This is a genomic window from Chitinophaga sp. Ak27, from assembly GCF_012726295.1.
Taxonomy (GTDB): Bacteria; Bacteroidota; Bacteroidia; order Chitinophagales; family Chitinophagaceae; genus Chitinophaga.
This window is the reverse complement of the sequence record NZ_JABAOB010000007.1, coordinates 177,051-195,485: the sequence shown is the minus strand read 5'-3', so window position 1 is coordinate 195,485 and position 18,435 is coordinate 177,051. Positions and strand designations below refer to the sequence as shown.

19 protein-coding genes and 1 other RNA gene are annotated in these 18,435 nt (G+C 45.1%); 9 read left to right on the top strand and 11 right to left on the bottom strand.

All coding sequences use genetic code 11. The features are described from left to right. Positions 1–239 precede the first annotated feature (239 nt). From HGH90_RS22875 to trpS, 5 genes are all read right to left on the bottom strand, one after another. Positions 240–407 (bottom strand): hypothetical protein, encoded by a 168-nt coding sequence (locus tag HGH90_RS22875; protein ID WP_168765910.1) that lies wholly within the window; start codon positions 405–407, stop codon positions 240–242. Positions 408–1,097: 690 nt separating this feature from the next. Further along, a complete protein-coding gene (locus HGH90_RS22870; protein WP_169191933.1) occupies positions 1,098–3,173 on the bottom strand; it encodes a ComEA family DNA-binding protein in 2,076 nt (691 codons plus the stop codon). Next, positions 3,152–3,934: a hypothetical protein gene (locus tag HGH90_RS22865; RefSeq protein ID WP_168765912.1), complete on the bottom strand. Its 783-nt coding sequence runs from the start codon at positions 3,932–3,934 to the stop codon at positions 3,152–3,154. The genes HGH90_RS22870 and HGH90_RS22865 overlap by 22 nt, the downstream gene beginning before the upstream one ends. A gap of 188 nt (positions 3,935–4,122) precedes the next feature. After that, entirely contained in the window at positions 4,123–4,758 is a 636-nt protein-coding gene (locus HGH90_RS22860; protein ID WP_145672445.1) for a deoxynucleoside kinase, read from the bottom strand. 48 nt (positions 4,759–4,806) lie between these two features. Beyond that, positions 4,807–5,814 (bottom strand): tryptophan--tRNA ligase, encoded by a 1,008-nt coding sequence (gene trpS / locus HGH90_RS22855; protein WP_145672447.1) that lies wholly within the window; start codon positions 5,812–5,814, stop codon positions 4,807–4,809. 221 nt (positions 5,815–6,035) lie between these two features. Between trpS and gatC the strand changes: the two genes are divergently transcribed. The 5 genes from gatC to HGH90_RS22830 all read left to right on the top strand — a co-directional run bounded on the left by gatC (position 6,036) and on the right by HGH90_RS22830 (position 9,028). Further along, entirely contained in the window at positions 6,036–6,326 is a 291-nt protein-coding gene (gatC, locus tag HGH90_RS22850; protein ID WP_168765914.1) for an Asp-tRNA(Asn)/Glu-tRNA(Gln) amidotransferase subunit GatC, read from the top strand. A 5-nt stretch (positions 6,327–6,331) separates the two neighbouring features. Beyond that, a complete protein-coding gene (locus HGH90_RS22845; protein WP_168765915.1) occupies positions 6,332–7,036 on the top strand; it encodes an ABC transporter ATP-binding protein in 705 nt (234 codons plus the stop codon). 66 nt (positions 7,037–7,102) lie between these two features. Next, complete coding sequence (locus tag HGH90_RS22840) at positions 7,103–7,663, top strand: cob(I)yrinic acid a,c-diamide adenosyltransferase (protein ID WP_168765916.1); 561 nt, start codon at positions 7,103–7,105, stop codon at positions 7,661–7,663. Positions 7,664–7,684: 21 nt separating this feature from the next. Beyond that, positions 7,685–8,275, top strand: a complete 591-nt coding sequence (locus tag HGH90_RS22835) for a riboflavin synthase (protein WP_168765917.1) — start codon at positions 7,685–7,687, stop codon at positions 8,273–8,275. Positions 8,276–8,332: 57 nt separating this feature from the next. Beyond that, on the top strand, positions 8,333–9,028 hold the full coding sequence (locus HGH90_RS22830; RefSeq protein ID WP_169191932.1) for a hypothetical protein: 696 nt from the start codon (positions 8,333–8,335) through the stop codon (positions 9,026–9,028). Here HGH90_RS22830 and HGH90_RS22825 read toward each other — a convergent pair whose 3' ends face one another. The 5 genes from HGH90_RS22825 to HGH90_RS22805 are packed head-to-tail and all read right to left on the bottom strand — an operon-like array spanning position 9,029 to position 14,361. Further along, positions 9,029–10,381: a DUF58 domain-containing protein gene (locus HGH90_RS22825; protein WP_168765919.1), complete on the bottom strand. Its 1,353-nt coding sequence runs from the start codon at positions 10,379–10,381 to the stop codon at positions 9,029–9,031. It lies immediately after the preceding gene. Between the two features lie 20 nt (positions 10,382–10,401). Further along, positions 10,402–11,382: an AAA family ATPase gene (locus tag HGH90_RS22820; protein WP_168765920.1), complete on the bottom strand. Its 981-nt coding sequence runs from the start codon at positions 11,380–11,382 to the stop codon at positions 10,402–10,404. Further along, complete coding sequence (locus HGH90_RS22815) at positions 11,382–12,608, bottom strand: DUF4350 domain-containing protein (protein ID WP_169191931.1); 1,227 nt, start codon at positions 12,606–12,608, stop codon at positions 11,382–11,384. Before HGH90_RS22815 ends, HGH90_RS22820 begins: the two co-directional genes overlap by 1 nt. Continuing rightward, the gene (locus tag HGH90_RS22810) at positions 12,605–13,381 is read right to left on the bottom strand and encodes a DUF4129 domain-containing protein (protein WP_168765922.1); all 777 of its coding nucleotides are present in this window, start codon (positions 13,379–13,381) and stop codon (positions 12,605–12,607) included. The genes HGH90_RS22815 and HGH90_RS22810 overlap by 4 nt, the downstream gene beginning before the upstream one ends. Continuing rightward, positions 13,378–14,361 (bottom strand): stage II sporulation protein M, encoded by a 984-nt coding sequence (locus HGH90_RS22805; protein ID WP_168765923.1) that lies wholly within the window; start codon positions 14,359–14,361, stop codon positions 13,378–13,380. Before HGH90_RS22805 ends, HGH90_RS22810 begins: the two co-directional genes overlap by 4 nt. Positions 14,362–14,479: 118 nt before the next feature. On the opposite strand from HGH90_RS22805, the gene HGH90_RS22800 reads away from it, so the two are divergent. Beyond that, complete coding sequence (locus tag HGH90_RS22800) at positions 14,480–15,220, top strand: RDD family protein (protein ID WP_169191930.1); 741 nt, start codon at positions 14,480–14,482, stop codon at positions 15,218–15,220. A gap of 49 nt (positions 15,221–15,269) precedes the next feature. Here the strand turns inward: HGH90_RS22800 and HGH90_RS22795 are convergent, their stop codons facing one another. Further along, positions 15,270–15,707, bottom strand: coding sequence for a DUF5684 domain-containing protein (locus HGH90_RS22795; RefSeq protein ID WP_247679974.1), 438 nt, complete (start codon positions 15,705–15,707; stop codon positions 15,270–15,272). Between the two features lie 195 nt (positions 15,708–15,902). On the opposite strand from HGH90_RS22795, the gene ffs reads away from it, so the two are divergent. The 3 genes from ffs to glpK all read left to right on the top strand — a co-directional run bounded on the left by ffs (position 15,903) and on the right by glpK (position 18,411). Further along, positions 15,903–16,002: signal recognition particle sRNA small type (gene ffs, locus HGH90_RS22790), an RNA gene on the top strand. Between the two features lie 124 nt (positions 16,003–16,126). Continuing rightward, positions 16,127–16,777, top strand: a complete 651-nt coding sequence (gene fsa / locus HGH90_RS22785; protein WP_145672475.1) for a fructose-6-phosphate aldolase — start codon at positions 16,127–16,129, stop codon at positions 16,775–16,777. Between the two features lie 140 nt (positions 16,778–16,917). Next, the gene (gene glpK, locus HGH90_RS22780; RefSeq protein WP_168765925.1) at positions 16,918–18,411 is read left to right on the top strand and encodes a glycerol kinase GlpK; all 1,494 of its coding nucleotides are present in this window, start codon (positions 16,918–16,920) and stop codon (positions 18,409–18,411) included. Positions 18,412–18,435 lie beyond the last annotated feature (24 nt).

Here is an 18,435-nt window from a genome sequence, read left to right as displayed (position 1 = left end):
GGCTGTTTTGTTTTATGTTATTTAATTGAATAATCCCGGCAGGTATAGCGACGGATTTCTTCTGAAAGCAAACCAACATTGTCTGTATCCGATTTTGGTTGAATACCGGATGCTCCTACTTGGGTAGGGGCATCGGGCGACAATGATGTCAGTATAAACCTTAGCTGTTGTTTTGACTAAATTCGCCGGGTGTTTTTAAATGGTTCGACTTGGTTGAATGTTAAGCATCCTGATTTCTTTTAAAATAATGTACGCAGGGACGTATATCCCAGTAACGCCATGTTACCGGAAGTATCGTTTGCAGTATAGGGCTTAAAAATACCTGGTTGAAATGCGTCAGTGCGTGCTGCAATGACCACCCTTACAACCGCCAGCGGCATGGCAAAAAGGAATGATGTCCTTTTCATAAAAGATTCAAATTTTGGTTGAAAAAGAAAAACTAGTTTACTACCGGCTCAATTACTTGCTTTAACTATGCTTTTGTAAATATTTTTCGTAAATTATAGGCATATGATTCCCCTATACCGTATATACTATCTACACGATTAAAACAATGATAAAAAACGTACTGATCTCCGATCTATAGGAAGCAGTAAGACCGTTCTTAAGCTTCATAGCGTAATGCTATGTAACAATGGAAACGCTGTTTTTCATTGATATCAGATTTTGGTTGTATTATTAACACTTATTCCGCAATTACATCCTATTGTTCATATATCATAGCAAAACGTTCTCTTCTGAGTTGGCACTCCTTCAGTTAGATTGTTGTTTCGTCGTGTGCAAATGATATCGGGTCAAGTCCAGCCGCTTGGTTTAGTATTGTGTTAGTTTTAGTACTCAATTTTTGGTAGAAGTCAATTGTAACAGTATTCTCAGTGTAACCTCTCCTGTCACAACCACAAGCAAATTAACTCGTAGATACAAACTCTCTCATAAAGCAAATTAGAATTTAGATTTTGGTTGACGTCCACAATTTAGAAAAAAAAAGAATTCAGTACTACATCCAGTTAACATTATTTTAACAGCAGATAAAAATATTCACATAAACATCTGAAAATCATTAAATTGTGTTGAAAAATATTTTAAAAACTTTTTTCTTACTTGCCGTTTATCAAATATTGCAACTGAAATTGAAGCATAGTCTTTTTGTTGCCGGCTATCCTATCATTGCCGCTACCCACCTGTTGTACGCCCTGGTAAATGGTTTGATGAAAACGCCCCCAGCAGGAACAGCGTGCATTTACCTTCCATTTCACATTCAGATAATACTGCCAGCCATGGCCATAAAGCTGAGAGACCGCATTTTCATATAACACGCTGTTTTCCGTTGCATAAATACGGATATCATAACTACTGGTTTTAAAACGGGCCAGGCGCCCACTCACCGTAACAGGCACGCGCAGTAACCGGTAGCTGCAATCCTGGTATATCATCCATCCCTGCTGCCCCTCCGCAACCGTCGCAGCCTGATAGCTGCTGTATTCTATCCTTGTTCGGATGCTTAACCGCCGCCCCTGTTGTATAGCTGACTGGAAACGTATATTCCTCGACGTTATATCCGTCAATACTGGGATGGGATTAGCCGGTTCGGGAATATTCTCCTCTGCTTGCCGGTAGTTGTATCGCAGCAACATCGTTATTTGCCTGCCCGGCGTATAAGTTCCCTGCAGAAAAAACTCCTTCCCTCCCGATGGACCACTGGCCCGGTATTTTAGCCAGGGAAAACGGAAGATATCTGCATAAGCATCCAGCTTAAACCGGGAATTCACTTTTACTGTGGTGGCTGTATACAATCCCTGCTCATTTACCGTGCGATAGCCATCTCCAAAACCATTAGCAAATAACGACTGGTATGCTTTATCATAATACCGGTAAACAAGGGATATGTCTACTGAAGGCGCCACACTGGTGAGTAAGCCCTGCACAAAGGCTGGCTGACCACTGCCAGCAGTTGCCAGCTCTCCAAACACATGCACATTTTTCCAGCTGCCCGCATAATCAATACTGGCAGCTGATAACTGTTTACCACTAAAATCGAATTGATTGTACGGCTTACGCTCTTTCTCCCAGGCAGGGTTAAAACGATGCAGGAGCAGGTTACCACCAACTCTCCACCGGGAGCTGTTATACCGGATATTACCTCCGGCACTGATTAGCTGTACCCGCCCCCGCTTCTCTATTTCTGTGGTAGTGCGATGGTAACCATTACTTACCAGGCTGGCAACGGTCATCTCTTCTTGGCTGGAATCGGGGCTGGAACTGGCATCGAGCTTTCGGTGCGAAGCAAAAGCAGTTACTTCCCATCGATGCCGCTGTAAGGTGATAGCTGCTCCCCTGAAGAAATAAAACTCTCCGGGCGAAGTGTACGGCCGGACCACCTCTCCTTCCCTTTTTATCTGCATCACAGCCGCTCCTTTACCAAAGGCATGCGATTGCCAGTTGAGCAACCCCTGCCCTAGGTTCACCGTATAGTCACCCAGCGCCAGTGCTTTTATCCCACGGTAATTCCGAAGAAAGAAATGAACACTGTAAAAATCAAAGCCCCGCTGCTGTGCACCCTTAAAAAAAGCCTCGCCTGCGTCTTTCTCCATTACCAGTCCCCAGCTGAGATACCGTGGAAAATTATACCGGTAGCGTAACAGCAGTTTGTCAGGACCGCCCATGTATGCAGCGGCAGTACTATCGGTATGCAGGTATCCCCTGGCTTTTTCCAGCGTACGTCCGTAGCGCATCAGCAACACGTGATCGCCTTTCCGCAGGTAGTCCTTCATTTCATAATGCGGCGACAAGTCATTACCTACCTCCACATAAGGCAGGATACGCCGGATGATTTCAGGCTCAAATCCCGGTATCGCCTGTAGTTCATAAATGCTTAACAGATCGCCCAGAAGCGATCGATATTGCAGGAAATTACTGATTTGCAAAGGGGTTAGGATCCCAAGCGCCTGGAGGCTGGCCTCATCGGCCGTATTCAGTTGTAGCTGGTGCCGGCGCCATGCATTCAACTGCTGCCATTGCTCATCGTCTTCCGACACTGTTTCAGTGCCCGCTGTCTGATACTCCAGGTTGTTTTCCACAGCGACAGGCATAACGTCTTCCTGTTGCTGCCCATAGGCGACAACATGCATACATGCCAGCGCCAGGCCTCCTATTATTCTGCTGATGGCAGCCATATCAATGCAGTTGAAGGGGTAATTCCTAACCTGGGGTGAAAACCGGCGCCAATATCTATTCTCAGGGAACGCAGGTAAAGAATGCAGGCGGCGGTATGATAAGCGGGGCGGGACGCAATGCCCATTTCCAGTGCCAACGCCCTGGCAATGCGATAATGAGCAGCCGCCTTCATACCCGTGTCCTTACCTGCATGCAGTACTTCGGCCGACAGCAAAAAATCGCCGGATGCTTCAAATCCCGCTCCTCCGATATATAGCCAATCTCCATTCACCAATTGTTGCACCTGCAACCCTGTATGCCATTGTTCACTGATATGCCACAATAGTCCACCTGATATCGTCAATTGGCCGACAGTCCCCAGCCCCTGCACAGTAGTGGTTTCATAGTTAAACTGTAGTCCCAGTCCCACCCTGCGCCCAAGGCGACGACCATATCCTCCGCTTAGCTGTTGCTGATGATAAGCAGTATTACCCAACCGGGTAATACTGCCTCCGAAAGCACCTGCATACACAGGAATAGCTATCATCGCTGCATACAGCGATGCCTCCTTCACCAGAAAGCGGTTTTCTGAATAAATGCCGGCCGTCAGGCGCTGTATACACGACAATGCCGCAGGATCGGACCAGGCAGTAATGATCTGCTGAAAATGGCGGCTGTAGGCACCCATACGTGTATTCTTACCTATGGGCATGAGGGCAGGTTGCGCAGATAGCCATCCTATCCACCCTATGAATAAAAGGGTCAACATCAGTTGTTTCATACGGAAACGAGGTTTAACAAACAGTTCGTCAACAGCAGTAATGCGGGGTTAACCAATGCTGTCGCGTATCATAAAGGTAGATCCTACATAAGGTAAAAGTGTTAATGAAATCTGAACAACGTAAAATAAAATGGGAGATAAAGCGCGGCTTTTATCTCCCATCTCTTTATAACCATATCCTGCGCCGGTTAAAACAAACCGTACAGCTGTGAATCGATCTTGGAAATAATTTCTCCCAGGTCTTCATCACTCTCAGGAAATTTATTTTTATCGATATCTATAATCAACAAAGGACCTTCTTTATATTTTTCGATCCAGTTGTTATAATATTCGTTCAGGCGTTTCAGGTAGTCGAGGCGTATATTTTCCTCATATTCTCTTCCTCTTTTCTGTATCTGGGCTACCAGCGTAGGCACCGATGCCTGCAGGTATATCAGCAGGTCCGGTGGTTTCACCATGCTCTTCAGCGTTTCAAAGAAGTTGAAATAATTATCAAAATCGCGCTTGGTCATCAGGCCCATTTCATAAAGATTAGGCGCAAAAATGTGCGCATCTTCATAGATAGTCCTGTCCTGTATCACGGTTTCTTTACCATTCTGTATTTCCAGCAATTGTTTCAATCTGCCGTTCAGGAAATATACCTGCAGGTTGAAAGACCAACGGGGCATATCTTCATAAAAATCATTCAGGTATGGGTTGTGCTCTACGTCTTCATACTGTGGATGCCACTTGTAGTGCCTGCAAAGCATTTCCGTGAGAGTAGTCTTACCAGCGCCGATGTTACCGGCTATGGCGATATGTTTAATCCTGTTTTGTTTTGCCATGCGATGAGAGGTGGTTAATATTGAAAATAGCTACAGTTGGCGACTTTTTCAATAATAATTTAAACCAATAAGTTTTCTCGCCTGTTGCAAAGTTTGTGCCGCATTCGCTCTGGCCTTTTCTGCACCGGCTTTCATAATTTTTCTTAAATAGTCGGTGTCCTGTTGCAGATCTTTTGCCTTTTCGCGGATAGGTGCAATAAAGTTCACCATATCTTCTCCCAGCTGTTTTTTCATATCACCAAAACGGATAGTTTGATTATCCCAGGCTGCCTCATAGAACTGCACTACATCTGGGGCGGACACTAATTTCATCAGGTCTACCAGGTTCTGTACAGATTCGGGCATAGGCGTACCCGGTGTAACTGCTGCGCTATCCGTTTTCGCTTTCTTTATCTTGTTGCGGATTTTATCATCATCATCTGCCAGGTACAGGGTGGCCATTTCATTTTCACTCTTACTCATCTTACCGGAACCGTCAAGGCTGGGGATACGCACCAGGCTATCGCCGTAGTTAAAGGCTTCCGGTTCAGGGAACAAGTCTGTATCATAACGGTGATTGAAGCGCTGCGCAAAATTGCGGGCCATTTCCAGGTGTTGTCCCTGGTCTTTACCCACCGGTACTTTTACAGCACGCTGAATTAAGATATCTACGCTCATCAACACCGGGTAAGTAAGCAGCCCGGCGTTTACGTTCTGTGGCTGTAAACGAACCTTGTCTTTGAAAGTGGGCACTTTCTCGAGTTCTCCTACATAGGCCAGCATATTCATGAGGAGATACAGCTCAGCAATTTCAGGGACGTCGCTCTGCGCATATAACGTAACCTTTTCCGGATCAAGGCCGGAGGCAATATTTTCCGCCAGCACCCGCATTACATTGCCTGGTAAATCTTTAGGATTGGGATGGGTAGTCAGCGAATGCCAGTCTGCTACAAAGAAGTAACAGTTAAAATCTTCCTGCATCCGGATATAATTACGGATCGCACCAAAATAGTTGCCTAAATGCAAATAACCGGTAGGGCGTATGCCGCTTACCACAATTTCTTTTTCTGTAGCCATAACAGGGCGCAATTTAAGGAAAAAGCTCAAAGCTTTAAGCGGAAAGCAAAAAGCTATTGTAGCGAATGCGGCGCAATTTGAAAATCCGCAAAGAGGACCCGCTATAATAGCTTTTTGCTTTCCGCTTAAAGCTTTCCGCTTTTTCTGGCCGTTTATCATTAATTTTGAAACGCTATCCTTTTTGGGCGCAATAATTTATTATCTTTTGATTTAATTTGATTATGGAAGTGAATGAAGTGCTAGTACAACAACTGGCCGATTTGGCAAGACTGGAATTTAACGACCAGGAAAAAGTGGAGATTCGCGGAGAACTACAGCGGATGATCACTTTCGTGGAAAAGCTCAACGAACTGGACACCACTCACGTGAAGCCCCTGCTTCATCTTACAGATGATTATAATGTTTTCCGGGAAGACAGGGTCATTCCGTCTATTACCCGTGAAGAAGCTCTGCAGAACGCGCCTGCGGCTACTGAAGCATACTTCAAAGTACCGAAAATCATAAAGAAATAACCCACATGCAAAAGTCCGTCATCCATTTGGAAGGAATCAGGAAAAGCTATTTTCTCGGGAAAAATGAACTCCCTGTACTCAAAGGAGTGTCATTAGACATTTACAAGAATGAATACGTAGCACTGATGGGGCCGTCCGGCTCCGGGAAGTCAACCCTGATGAATATACTCGGATGCCTCGATACGCCTACCGATGGAAAGTACGTACTCAGCGGACATGATGTGAGTAAAATGGAAGACAACGACCTTGCCACCGTACGTGGCAAGGAAATAGGCTTTGTGTTTCAACAGTTTAACCTCATGCCCAGACTTACCGCCCTCGAAAATGTAGCCATTCCACTGGTATATGCCGGCGTGGGCAAAAAAGAAAGGGAAGAACGAGCCATTTCCATGTTGAAAAAAGTAGGATTGGGAGAACGTTATAAACACAAGCCCAATGAGCTTTCCGGCGGACAATGCCAACGTGTGGCCATCGCCAGGGCACTTGTCAATAACCCGTCGCTCATCCTCGCCGATGAACCTACTGGTAACCTCGACTCAAAAACTTCCGTGGAAATCATGGAAATCTTCGGCCATATTCACGCCTCCGGTAATACCGTGGTGCTGGTAACCCACGAAGAAGATATTGCAGAACACGCCCGCCGCGTAATCCGCCTCCGCGATGGCGTGATAGAATCCGACCGTATCAACGAAAAAGTAGCCGTACACTAATCCCACCGTGACTGCCCCCGATAACGCCGTAATTCGTAATTTGCAGGACAACAATACCCATCAGACATGTCCTTCAAAATATATACTAAAACAGGCGACAAGGGGAAAACATCACTCATAGGCGGTACCAAAGTACCCAAAAGCGATGTACGCATCGATGCCTATGGCACTGTGGATGAACTCAACTCCTACATCGGGCTGGTGAATGACTATATCGCAGATCCAGATACCAAAAATCTCCTCCGCGAAATACAGGACCGCCTCTTTACTATAGGCTCCGCCCTGGCCTGCGACCCCGATAAAGAAACCAAACTGAAAATACCAGACCTGCACGAGGCCGATATTACCCTGCTGGAAAAAAGTATCGACCAGATGAATGAGGAACTGCCTGTCATGAAATCATTCATCCTGCCCGGAGGCCACGTAGCCGTATCTACCTGCCATATTGCCCGCTGCGTTTGCCGCCGTACCGAACGACTCTGTGTAGGCATGCAGGAACACGATATGTTCATAGAACCCCTGGTATTGAAATATATCAACCGCCTCAGCGACTACCTGTTCGTACTCGCCAGATGGGTAGGATTCAGACTGGGCGTAGATGAAATTCCCTGGAAGCCCCGGGTATAGAAAAATCCTTAAATTCGCTTCATGTTTACAGGAATCATAGAAACACTAGCAGAAGTGGTATCCACTAAAAAAGAAGGTGGAAATCTCTTAATCACCATACAAACACCGCTGGCAGGAGAACTAAAAATAGATCAGAGCGTAGCTCACAACGGCGTTTGCCTTACTGTTACCAGTATACAGGGCAATACCTACGAAACAGTAGCCGTAGCCGAAACCTTGCAAAAAACTAACCTCGGACAACTCGCACCTACCCAGTTCGTTAACCTGGAAAGAGCTATGGTATTTAACGGCCGAATTGACGGGCACCTGGTACAAGGCCACGTGGACAGTGTAGGCGAATGTATATCCGTAAAAGAACAGGATGGCAGCTGGCTCTATCGCTTTCGTTATCCGAAGGAATTTGCCGCCCTCATCGTAGAGAAAGGGAGTATCTGCATGAATGGCGTCAGTCTCACCGTTTTTGATGTATCCAACGATGAGTTTTCCGTAGCCATTATTCCATACACTTACGAACATACGAACGTATCTAAAATAAAACCCGGACACCTGGTAAACCTGGAATTTGACATTCTCGGAAAATATGTTGCCAGGCAATTAGCCGTAAGAAACTAATGCCCGGCCTTTTACAGGATCCGTTACACTTATTCAAACACAAAAGCCGACAGCAGAATGCTAAAATCTTTCCTGCTCTGCTTTGTATGCACCCTATCCCTGCTGGCAAATGCCCAACAGGCACAAGTAGTGCGGATTACAGGCAGCTACGATCCTAATGCAGTAACAGAACTCTATAACGTTACGCCCATTGGTATTCAATTTTTTATGAGCGACAGCAGTAGCCGGCAAACCGCCGGCTACCTGCAGGGCAACTACCGCTGGAACAAGCTGAATATCAGCAGCAGCAACGGCAGCATCCGCAATGGTGTCCTATATTTTAACAGACCCCAGCTAATAAAAGACAATTATCGTATTACCCTCACCGTTAGTACCGACGATCATTCAACCCTCCAAACTTCCCTTATATTACCACATATCGTCGGGATACGCTTTAACCACTATGCCGACAGTGTTAAACGCGATATCCGTTTCTATCTCAACGTAGAAGGAAAATTCAGCAGTGGCAAAGTATTACCCCTGGACACCTCCGCCCTCAGGTTTGCCTCCTCTACAGGCACCATCATCGGGCAGGATCTATTACTCGAAAAAAATGACTCTGCTAAAACAGTTACGGTAGAAGCCTGGTACAAACACAACAATCAAATGTACCTACGGTCGGTTATCCCCGTTAAACAGGCGCCAGATAATGATGCAGGCATTATCAAAAGCCTGCCGGAACTAAATAATAACCGAAAGAGGAAAAGACAATAATTAAATCAACATACGGGATTTCAGCTCCAGGTATTTATTCACTACGTTCAGGGTTAAATGTTCGGGCGTACTTAACAACGACATAATCCCATACTTCGCCAGCTCTTTTACAATGAGCTTCTTATCATAGGCAAATTTCTGGGCAATGGTTTGTTTATAAATATCTTCCATATCGTGCGCCTGCATCTCTGTCACCTTCTTTATCTCTGTATTCTCAAAAAACACCACCAGTAAAAGATGATAGCGGGCCAACCGGCGAAGATATGGCAACTGCCGCTGCAGGCTCGACATAGATTCAAAGTTGGTATATAACATTAACAGAGAACGGGTAGATAAATTACTGCGCAGCTGCACACTTAATGCCTCGTAATCGCTCTCCTGCCAATGTGTTTCCTGCGAATAAAGCGTTTCCAGGATCTTATTTACCTGTACCCTCTTGTTACTGGCAGCCAACGTTTCTACCTTGTTTTCTGTAAAGGTGATCACCCCGGCCTTATCTCCTTTATTAATCGCCACATTGCTGAATACCAGGGAAGCATTAATCGCATAATCCAGCAAGGATAAGCCATTAAAAGGCATCTTCATGGTACGTCCTTTATCAATAACGGAATATACCTGTTGGGATCTTTCTTCTACATAATTATTCACCATCAGGTTGCCACTGCGGGCAGATGCTTTCCAGTTAAGCATCCGCACATCATCACCCTTGGCATATGGTTTAATATGGTCAAACTCCATACTATGCCCTATTACCCGCCGTTTATGGACGCCCAGTTCATTCAACCGGTTCATATAACCATACAATTCAAAATGCCGCAACTGGTGGAAACTGGGATACACACGGACCATTTGCTCATTATTAAAAACAAAACGCCTGGTCACCATCCCCAATGCGCTCCTGACAAATACATTGGTGTACCCAAAATTATACACGCCTCTTTCCACCGGCCTGAGTACATACCGGAAAGTATAGTGTTCACCAGCGCTAACCTTCGCCTTCTGTAAAAAGTTACGGTCCTGGAACTGGAAAGGCAATTCTTCTATCACCGATACAAACACCGGGTAAGGATACCGGTTATGAAATTCCAATAACACTTCATTATCGTCGCCATTGCTGAAACGCGCACTGGCAATACGCTCCATCGAAACGATATCAGCAGGCCGAAACACCAGTAAGATCATATCCAGCAAAAGCAATCCCGCCAGCACAATGACTGCCTCAATGGCAATATTGTACAATTGCGGAATAAAAAACGCAATGATAAATAACAGGATATTTCCTCCTAACAACAGGTATAACCGGTTAGTAAAAAAAAGTACCTGGTATAAATTATTTTTTACGGTGGCTGACATATTTCTCTTCAATGTTTGGCTTATCTGGGTATTTCTATCATCTTCAATATCTGCGCAATGACATCATCTGTTTTAATGCCTTCCATTTCCTTTTCCGGTGTTAATATGATACGGTGACGCAATACATGCGGCACCATCTCCACCACATCATCCGGGATAACAAAATCCCTGTTCTTCATGGCTGCCGAAGCTTTTGCGCAGTTCATAACAGCAATGGATGCACGTGGAGAAGCTCCCAGGTACAGGGAAGAATTCATGCGCGTTTCATTGATAATAGCAGCGATATAATGAAACAGCTTATCATCGACCACCACCTGTCTCACCATGTTCTGGTATTCGATGACCTGGGTAGTAGTAACCACCTTACTGATAATTTTGGTAAGATCTGTTTGGCCATTGAACTGATGCATACTACGCAACACCGCAACTTCCTCCTCCAGGTTGGGATACTTTACTTCTATCTTGAAAAGAAAACGATCCAACTGGGCTTCCGGTAAGCGGTAAGTCCCTTCCTGTTCAATGGGGTTTTGGGTAGCTATTACCATAAATGGCCGGTCCAATGCCCAGGTAGCGCCATCATTGGTAATTTGTCTTTCTTCCATCACCTCGAACAAGGCTGACTGCGTTTTGGCGGGAGCCCGGTTGATCTCATCGATCAAAACGAGATTCCCAAATATGGGACCTTTCTTATATTCAAACTCCCGGGTTTGCGGGTTGAATACTGAGGTACCCAACACATCTGCCGGCATCAGATCCGGTGTAAACTGAATACGGCTAAAATCAGCATCCACACACTGCGCCAGTAGTTTGGCCGTCATCGTTTTAGCTACGCCCGGAACACCTTCTATCAACACATGTCCCTGTGTAAGCAATCCTGCAATCAGCAGATCTACCATTTGATGCTGCCCTACTATTACTTTCCCTATTTGCTCCCGGATAGCCTCCACACCTTCATGCAAGGCAGAAAAATCAGTCCTGGGTTGGAATGTATTGATATCCATTATTTTGTATTTAAATAAAACTGTTGAATGCATTTATAAAATTCCTGCAGGTATTCATCACTTACGTGTTGTTCCAGTTGTATGTGACTGATCATCTGCAATAACAGCCGGACGTCCGATTCAGCAATAGCCGACTTTTTCGACAAGGTTGTTATAAACTCCTCGTTGAGCACGTTGGTATCCATATAGTAACGGGAACGTATATACTCTAACAGGTGAACAATCATCTTGTGGGCCAGGTTATAGTTGTCGCGCCGTTGATAATACAGCTGACCAATGGCATCTACAAACTCCAGCGAAGTATTACTCAGCACCGGTTTATCAGGAATAATCCTTTGCCGGCGTTTGCTTTCAAACACTACATATAACAGCAACAACAGGATGCTTAACCATAATGCCCAGCGCATAGTTGGATAACGCATCAGCACCTGCCATTCGCTGAAATCGCCCGACTGGGCACTACGCTGATGGCTATAAAAGTCGTCCCAGTAAACATTGTCGGCGTAGTCCTTCAGGTAAGACAACTGCGTTTCCAGTGCGTTTATATTCTGCTGATGCAGTAAAAAATAATTGGTAAAAGTATACGGATTTAGCAACAGGTAGATATAACCATGACTGTAGGCAACACGTATAAAGTTAGGTTTGTTTTTGTAGTTGGTGCCCAGCACGGTGGTAGTACTGCTGTCGATAGCCGAAAAATAATTACCGGCCACCATTCCTTTATAGGTAAAGCTGGTATCTAATGGAATAGATGCGTCTGTATAGCGCTGTACCCATCCTACCTGTTGTTGGAAACTGCTGCTTTCCGCTATTGCAAACTTCAATTGCCGGGCCAGGACCGTGTCCGGATTATTGACAGCGATAAACAACTCATTACCTGGAGCTACATATTGCAACATCGCATCAATGTCTTTTTCCGTAGTAAACATATTATCCGACACCAGGATATACACATTACCAGCATGTGCCAGTTCTTTCTCTTTGTTATAAGTGCGTGCAAAAGACTTGGTAACTACCTGTACGGAATGATAGGCAAACAACTGTGGCAATAGCTTAAATGCTGCATAAGCCCCCCCGGCTTTTTTGTCCTTGCTCGAAAAAGAAGACCAGCTCATATCGGTCGATTGTTCTACCGACCGCTTTTTGCGGCTCCCTCCAGCAAAAAGCAGCACTGCTGCCAGTAGTACCACTATGCCTACGATAATATAAATAGGTTTATTCTTCACCAGCTTTTTCCAATTGCGTTATTAAAATCCCTAAACTCCTGGTTCATGCTCCTGAAATTTGCTTCACTCACGTTAAAGCCGCCATACCAGACATACTCATAATCGAGCGTGAGCGCCGCAAACTTTTTGTAATGCGTAGAGTTTCTCATCTCACGCAGGTAATCGTTGTTTGTTTTATCGCGTAGCAGCACCAGTAATTGTTTTTCTGATAGCTGAAATAAGGTATAGAGATACCACCAGCGTATAGCCTGCCTGGTATCGCCGACGGCAATGGCCGCCTTTATTTTCCCTTCATATTCAGCGGCATCCTGCAGCGACTCATCGGCAACATCCGGCAATCCGCCCTTGGGTGCAGGCTTCCGGAATATACTCAGGCCATTGCTTTGCATAAAGCGGAAAATAACATAGGCCAGCCCCAATAGCAATAGGCCCATAATAATATACCTGCCCGCAGATATTACGTGAAACAGCGCTTCCAGTATCCGTATAAACCAGGGAGCCTCCTTAGGAGGTGCTGCCTGGGAATCGTGGTACTGGAGCCATTCATCCGCCTTTAATTCGTTGACAGAAGATGCCGCTACTCTTCTACGCTGATAAACCGGCAGTTCATCTGCATTTTGCTCCGCGGCTGTATCACTCATTATTGAAGGATCGACCGTATCCGGCATTTCCGCGCGCACCGAATTAACAGTACTATCGTATTGTGCTTTGCCCTGCAATGGCAAACAAAGCACGAACAGCAAACAGCTTTTAATCAGGAAATGCTTACTCATAATACCGGCGGGATTACTTTTCCTTCTGTACTTAATCGATATCCCTGTTTATGCAGATATATAGGGTAAAAAATAAAATAGCCCAATATAAAAGCCAGTGAGCCTATGAGGATAGAAAGACTTAACACTAAAGGCATGGACGTATGGCGGGTTACAAAACTTTCCAGGAATGCAGCCACAATAAATACAGGTACTAATGTTACCATGGTCTTTATACCATCTTTCGCTCCTTTTCGTAAGGAATCCAATCTTTTCCTGGTACCGGGGAATAATATACTTTTTGCGAGAATCATTCCCGCACAACCCGCAATTACGATACTCGATATTTCCAGCGTACCATGAATCCATATTACCAGCACCGACTTCCAGCCAAGGCCATGGGCAAAAAACAGGTATTGAAAAACCCCCAGCATCACGCCATTTGTTAACAGCAGGTATAAAGTATATACACCTAAAAAAATGCCTCCCACAAAACAGGAAAAGGCCACGTAAATATTATTAAAGGCAATACTGAGAAACATTACTACCGGGTTGTTGTCTTTATATACGCCAAACGGATCGTTGTTCGCAATATTTCGCTCCGTCATATTTACATATTCATCGCCCAGTACGCCGCGGACAAAAGTTTCATCGTGCGCGGATGAAAAAGCGCCTATGGCCGCAAAAAGTACAAAGAAGCATAAGGTGAATAATAATAAGCGATGATACCGTCGAAATAACAGCGGCAGCTCATATTTAAAGAATAGCTGGAATCGGCCTACATCTTCACGGCGATGGCGGTAAATACCCTGGTAAATAGCTGCTGCGAGCCCATTGATATAACGGGTTACTTTACTAAAACTATAAAAAGTTTTGGCATAAGACAGGTCATCCAATACAGACACAAATCTTTCTGCCATTTCATCAGGGTCATCTGTGGGCTCCTCCTGGTATTGTTTCCATCGGGACAAATTTTTTTTGATAAACAGCGATTCTCTCATAATGAGTTTTCTTCACTTTAAATACAGATATTACCTACAATAATGGGCTACTAATGGGGAATACCAGCAAACATACTAAATCGTTCAACAAAATATAAACAAATATGTAAATTTGAATATGGCCGATATAAAAATACCAACTTCCTTTAATATAGACCTTGAATTTGAGTCGGCAGACATCATGAAAAGGTTTTTAGCCTGGCTGATCGATTTTGCCATACGCGCGGGTTATATACTGGTAGTATATATGGCGTTGCTGTCTTTCCGCCCTAACTGGTCGGGCTTTGACATACTCTTTTTCCTGCTGGTGCTCATCCCGGTAGTGCTCTATTTTCCTATTATGGAAATCAGTATGCATGGGAAAACACCGGGAAAAAAGATCACCCAGTTACAGGTAGTCAGTATGATGGGCAATCCCCCCAGCGTAAGCCAACACCTGATCAGGTGGATATTCCGGTTGGTAGAATCGCCCCTGGGTGCTTTCGCGTTGGTACCAGTAATTGTACCTACTGTAGCCATTGTGCGTACCCCTTACAATCAGCGGTTGGGAGATATTGTAGCGGGTACCATTGTGATTAGTACCAAGAGAAAAGGGAGTATTGAGGACACCATTTTCCGGGATATGTCAAATACAGATTATCAACCGCAGTTTCCACAGATTATGAAGTTGAGCGACCGGGATATGAACAAAGTGAAGGACTTGCTGGATCGCGCGTTGAAAGCGAATGATGAAGTGCTGGCCTCCAGGGTGGCGCACCGGGTAAAGGAGGTATTACACATAGAAACAGGACTCTCTGATACACATTTCCTGGAAACGGTATTAAACGACTATAACTATTATACTACAAAGGAACACTAATAAGAAAGCGAATGATATTAGTCATTCGCTTTCTTATTAGCAGTATTACCTATTGCAGCTTTTGACCAATGGAACTGAGGTCGCCTGTTATACTGCGGGTAGGATCACCAGCAGGGCCTTTATAGGTGATGGTGCGATCGAATGCCAGGATGGGGTAAAAAACAATGCCCAGGAAGATCAGGCCGATAGTAAACCCTTCCGATTTCCCAAAGCTCTTACTGAGCAGGTTGGTTAGCCAGATACCAATTACGATGTTGACAAAAGGAATACAGCAAAGGAGCAGCCACCACCATGGTTTTCCTACAATTTGTGTCAATACATACAGATTGTAGATGGGGATAATTGCTTTCCATCCTTCCTGCCCTGCTTTGGTAAAGATTTTCCACATACAGACAATCATAAATACGCTGACTATCAGCCAGAACATGAGAAAAGCGCCACCGAAAATTGCTCCGAATGCACTTTGGCTTTCATACGTTGTTTCCATAAAATGTTAAATTGTTTTAGGATTAAAAAATATTGAATCAGGGGTCCGCTTGCTACTTATATGGTATAAAATTTAAATTAATAAATAAAACGGATTTAACAAGAAAAGAAATAGCGAATACACCCTTTTTAAAAAAAATTAAACTTTCTACCCGCTAATATTTGGAGATTCAACACATTATATTACCTTTGCAACCGGCAAGTCTTATACGACCAGCTCCTACTGAACTCCCCCAGGACAGGAATGTAGCAAGGGTAGGTGGTTGTAGCGGTGCGATATAAGTAACTTGCCTTTTTTTTCTTTTTTTATTGTCATTAGTTGCTCGTCAATAGTCTCTGGTTGCTATTTTCTCCACTTCCTTCACTAATGACAGCATACTCCGCAAAAGGTTCATTTCCTGACAACTAATTTATCATAGTATGAAATTCTTTATCGATACGGCTAACCTGGCGCAAATAAAGGAAGCCCACGATCTTGGCGTTCTGGATGGTGTAACCACCAACCCTTCTCTGATGGCTAAAGAAGGCATCAAAGGCGAAGCTGCTATTATCAAACATTACGAAGATATCTGTGAAATAGTAGATGGTGATGTAAGTGCAGAAGTATTTTCTACAGACTTTCAATCAATCATTGAAGAAGGTAAAAAACTGGCAGCTATTCACCCCAATATCGTGGTGAAAGTGCCTATGATAAAAGATGGCGTAAAAGCTATCAAATGGTTTACCGACAACGGAATCAGAACTAACTGTACCCTGGTATTCTCTGCCGGTCAGGCTATCCTGGCGGCTAAAGCGGGTGCTGCTTATGTATCTCCTTTCATTGGTCGTATCGACGATACCAACTGGGATGGTGTGGAACTGATTGCTCAGATTGCACAGATCTACAGCTTACAGGGTTACAAAACAGAAATCCTCGCTGCTTCCATCCGTAGCGCACTCCACATTGTAAAATGTGCAGAAGTAGGTGCAGACGTTTGTACTTGTCCGTTAGACTCTATCCTGGGCTTACTGAAACACCCGTTAACTGATATCGGGCTGGCTAAGTTCCTGGAAGATGCCAAGAAAATGTAATTTTTACGATATTTTTTAGATGGTGTATCCCCGGTGCAGTAATTGCGCCGGGGATTTTTTTTTACTTAAAGTTTTTAAATATATTTTTTAAATTCAGCAAATAATATATCCACGTACAAGCATATACAACAGAAAGCCTTATGGGAAAATATATCCTTTCGCTCGACCAGGGAACCACCAGCTCCCGCGCCATTATTTTTGACCACGATGGCAGTATCAAAGCCGTTGCCCAGAAAGAGTTCAAACAGATATTCCCCCAGCCCGGCTGGGTGGAACACGATGCGATGGAAATATGGACTACCCAGGCCAGCGTGGCTGCCGAAGTAATTCTAAAAGCCCGGTTAACCGGCGAAAACATTGCCGCCATAGGGATCACCAACCAACGGGAAACCACCATTGTATGGGACCGCAAAACCGGCAAACCCATTCATAATGCCATTGTATGGCAGGATCGTCGTACCGCCGACTACTGCGACGCGCTAATAAAGGAAGGAAAAGAGCAGCTGGTGAAAGACAAAACGGGCCTTCGTCTCGACGCCTATTTTTCCGGCACCAAAATAAAATGGATACTCGACAATGTGCCCGACGCCCGCCGGAAAGCAGAAAACGGTGAACTGGCCTTCGGTACCGTGGATAGTTGGCTGGTATGGAATTTCTCCAATGGCAAGCTGCATATTACCGACGTAAGCAACGCCTCCCGTACGCTTTTGTTTAATATCCATGATATGAAGTGGGATGCGGAACTGTTGGCACTCTTTGACATTCCTGCCGCTATGCTCCCGGAAGTTAAACAATCCAGCGAAGTATACGGCTATTCTGAAGCTACGCTTACCCCCTACCGTATTCCTATTGCCGGTATCGCCGGCGATCAGCAGGCTGCCCTGTTCGGACAGCTATGTACGCAACCCGGTATGATTAAAAACACCTATGGTACCGGTTGTTTTATGGTGTTAAACACCGGCGACCAGCCTATTCCGTCGAAAAATAATCTCCTCACCACTGTTGCCTGGCAAATTAATGGTAAAACCAGTTACGCCCTGGAAGGAAGCATCTTCATCGGAGGGGCTGTAGTACAGTGGCTCCGCGATGGATTGGGCATCATCCGGCACTCCGCCGATGTGGAAAACCTCGCTGCCACAGTACCTCACAGCGACGGGGTTTACCTGGTGCCAGCCTTTGCAGGACTGGGAGCTCCATACTGGAACCAATACGCCAGAGGTACCATGGTAGGGCTTACCCGTGGCTCCACGGCTGCACATATTGCCCGGGCCGCGCTCGACAGCATCGCCTTTCAAACCATGGATGTATTAAGGGCCATGGAAGCGGATGCGGGCATGCCCATTACCGAAATACGCGTAGATGGCGGCGCTACAAAGAATAACCTCCTTATGCAATTCCAGGCAGATATCGTTCATGTGCGCGTAGTACGCCCTACCATTACTGAAACTACTGCACTGGGCGCAGCTTACCTGGCAGGTTTGGCTGTTGGCTACTGGGACAGCATTGAAACCATCGCCAAACAATGGAAGGTCGACGCTACCTTCGATGCCACTATGGAAACAGCAGAAAGCAACCGGTTATGTGGCGAATGGAAACGGGCTATTCGCGCCGCCCAGGCATGGACAGAAGAATAATTATTTTCCACGTTTATAAACACC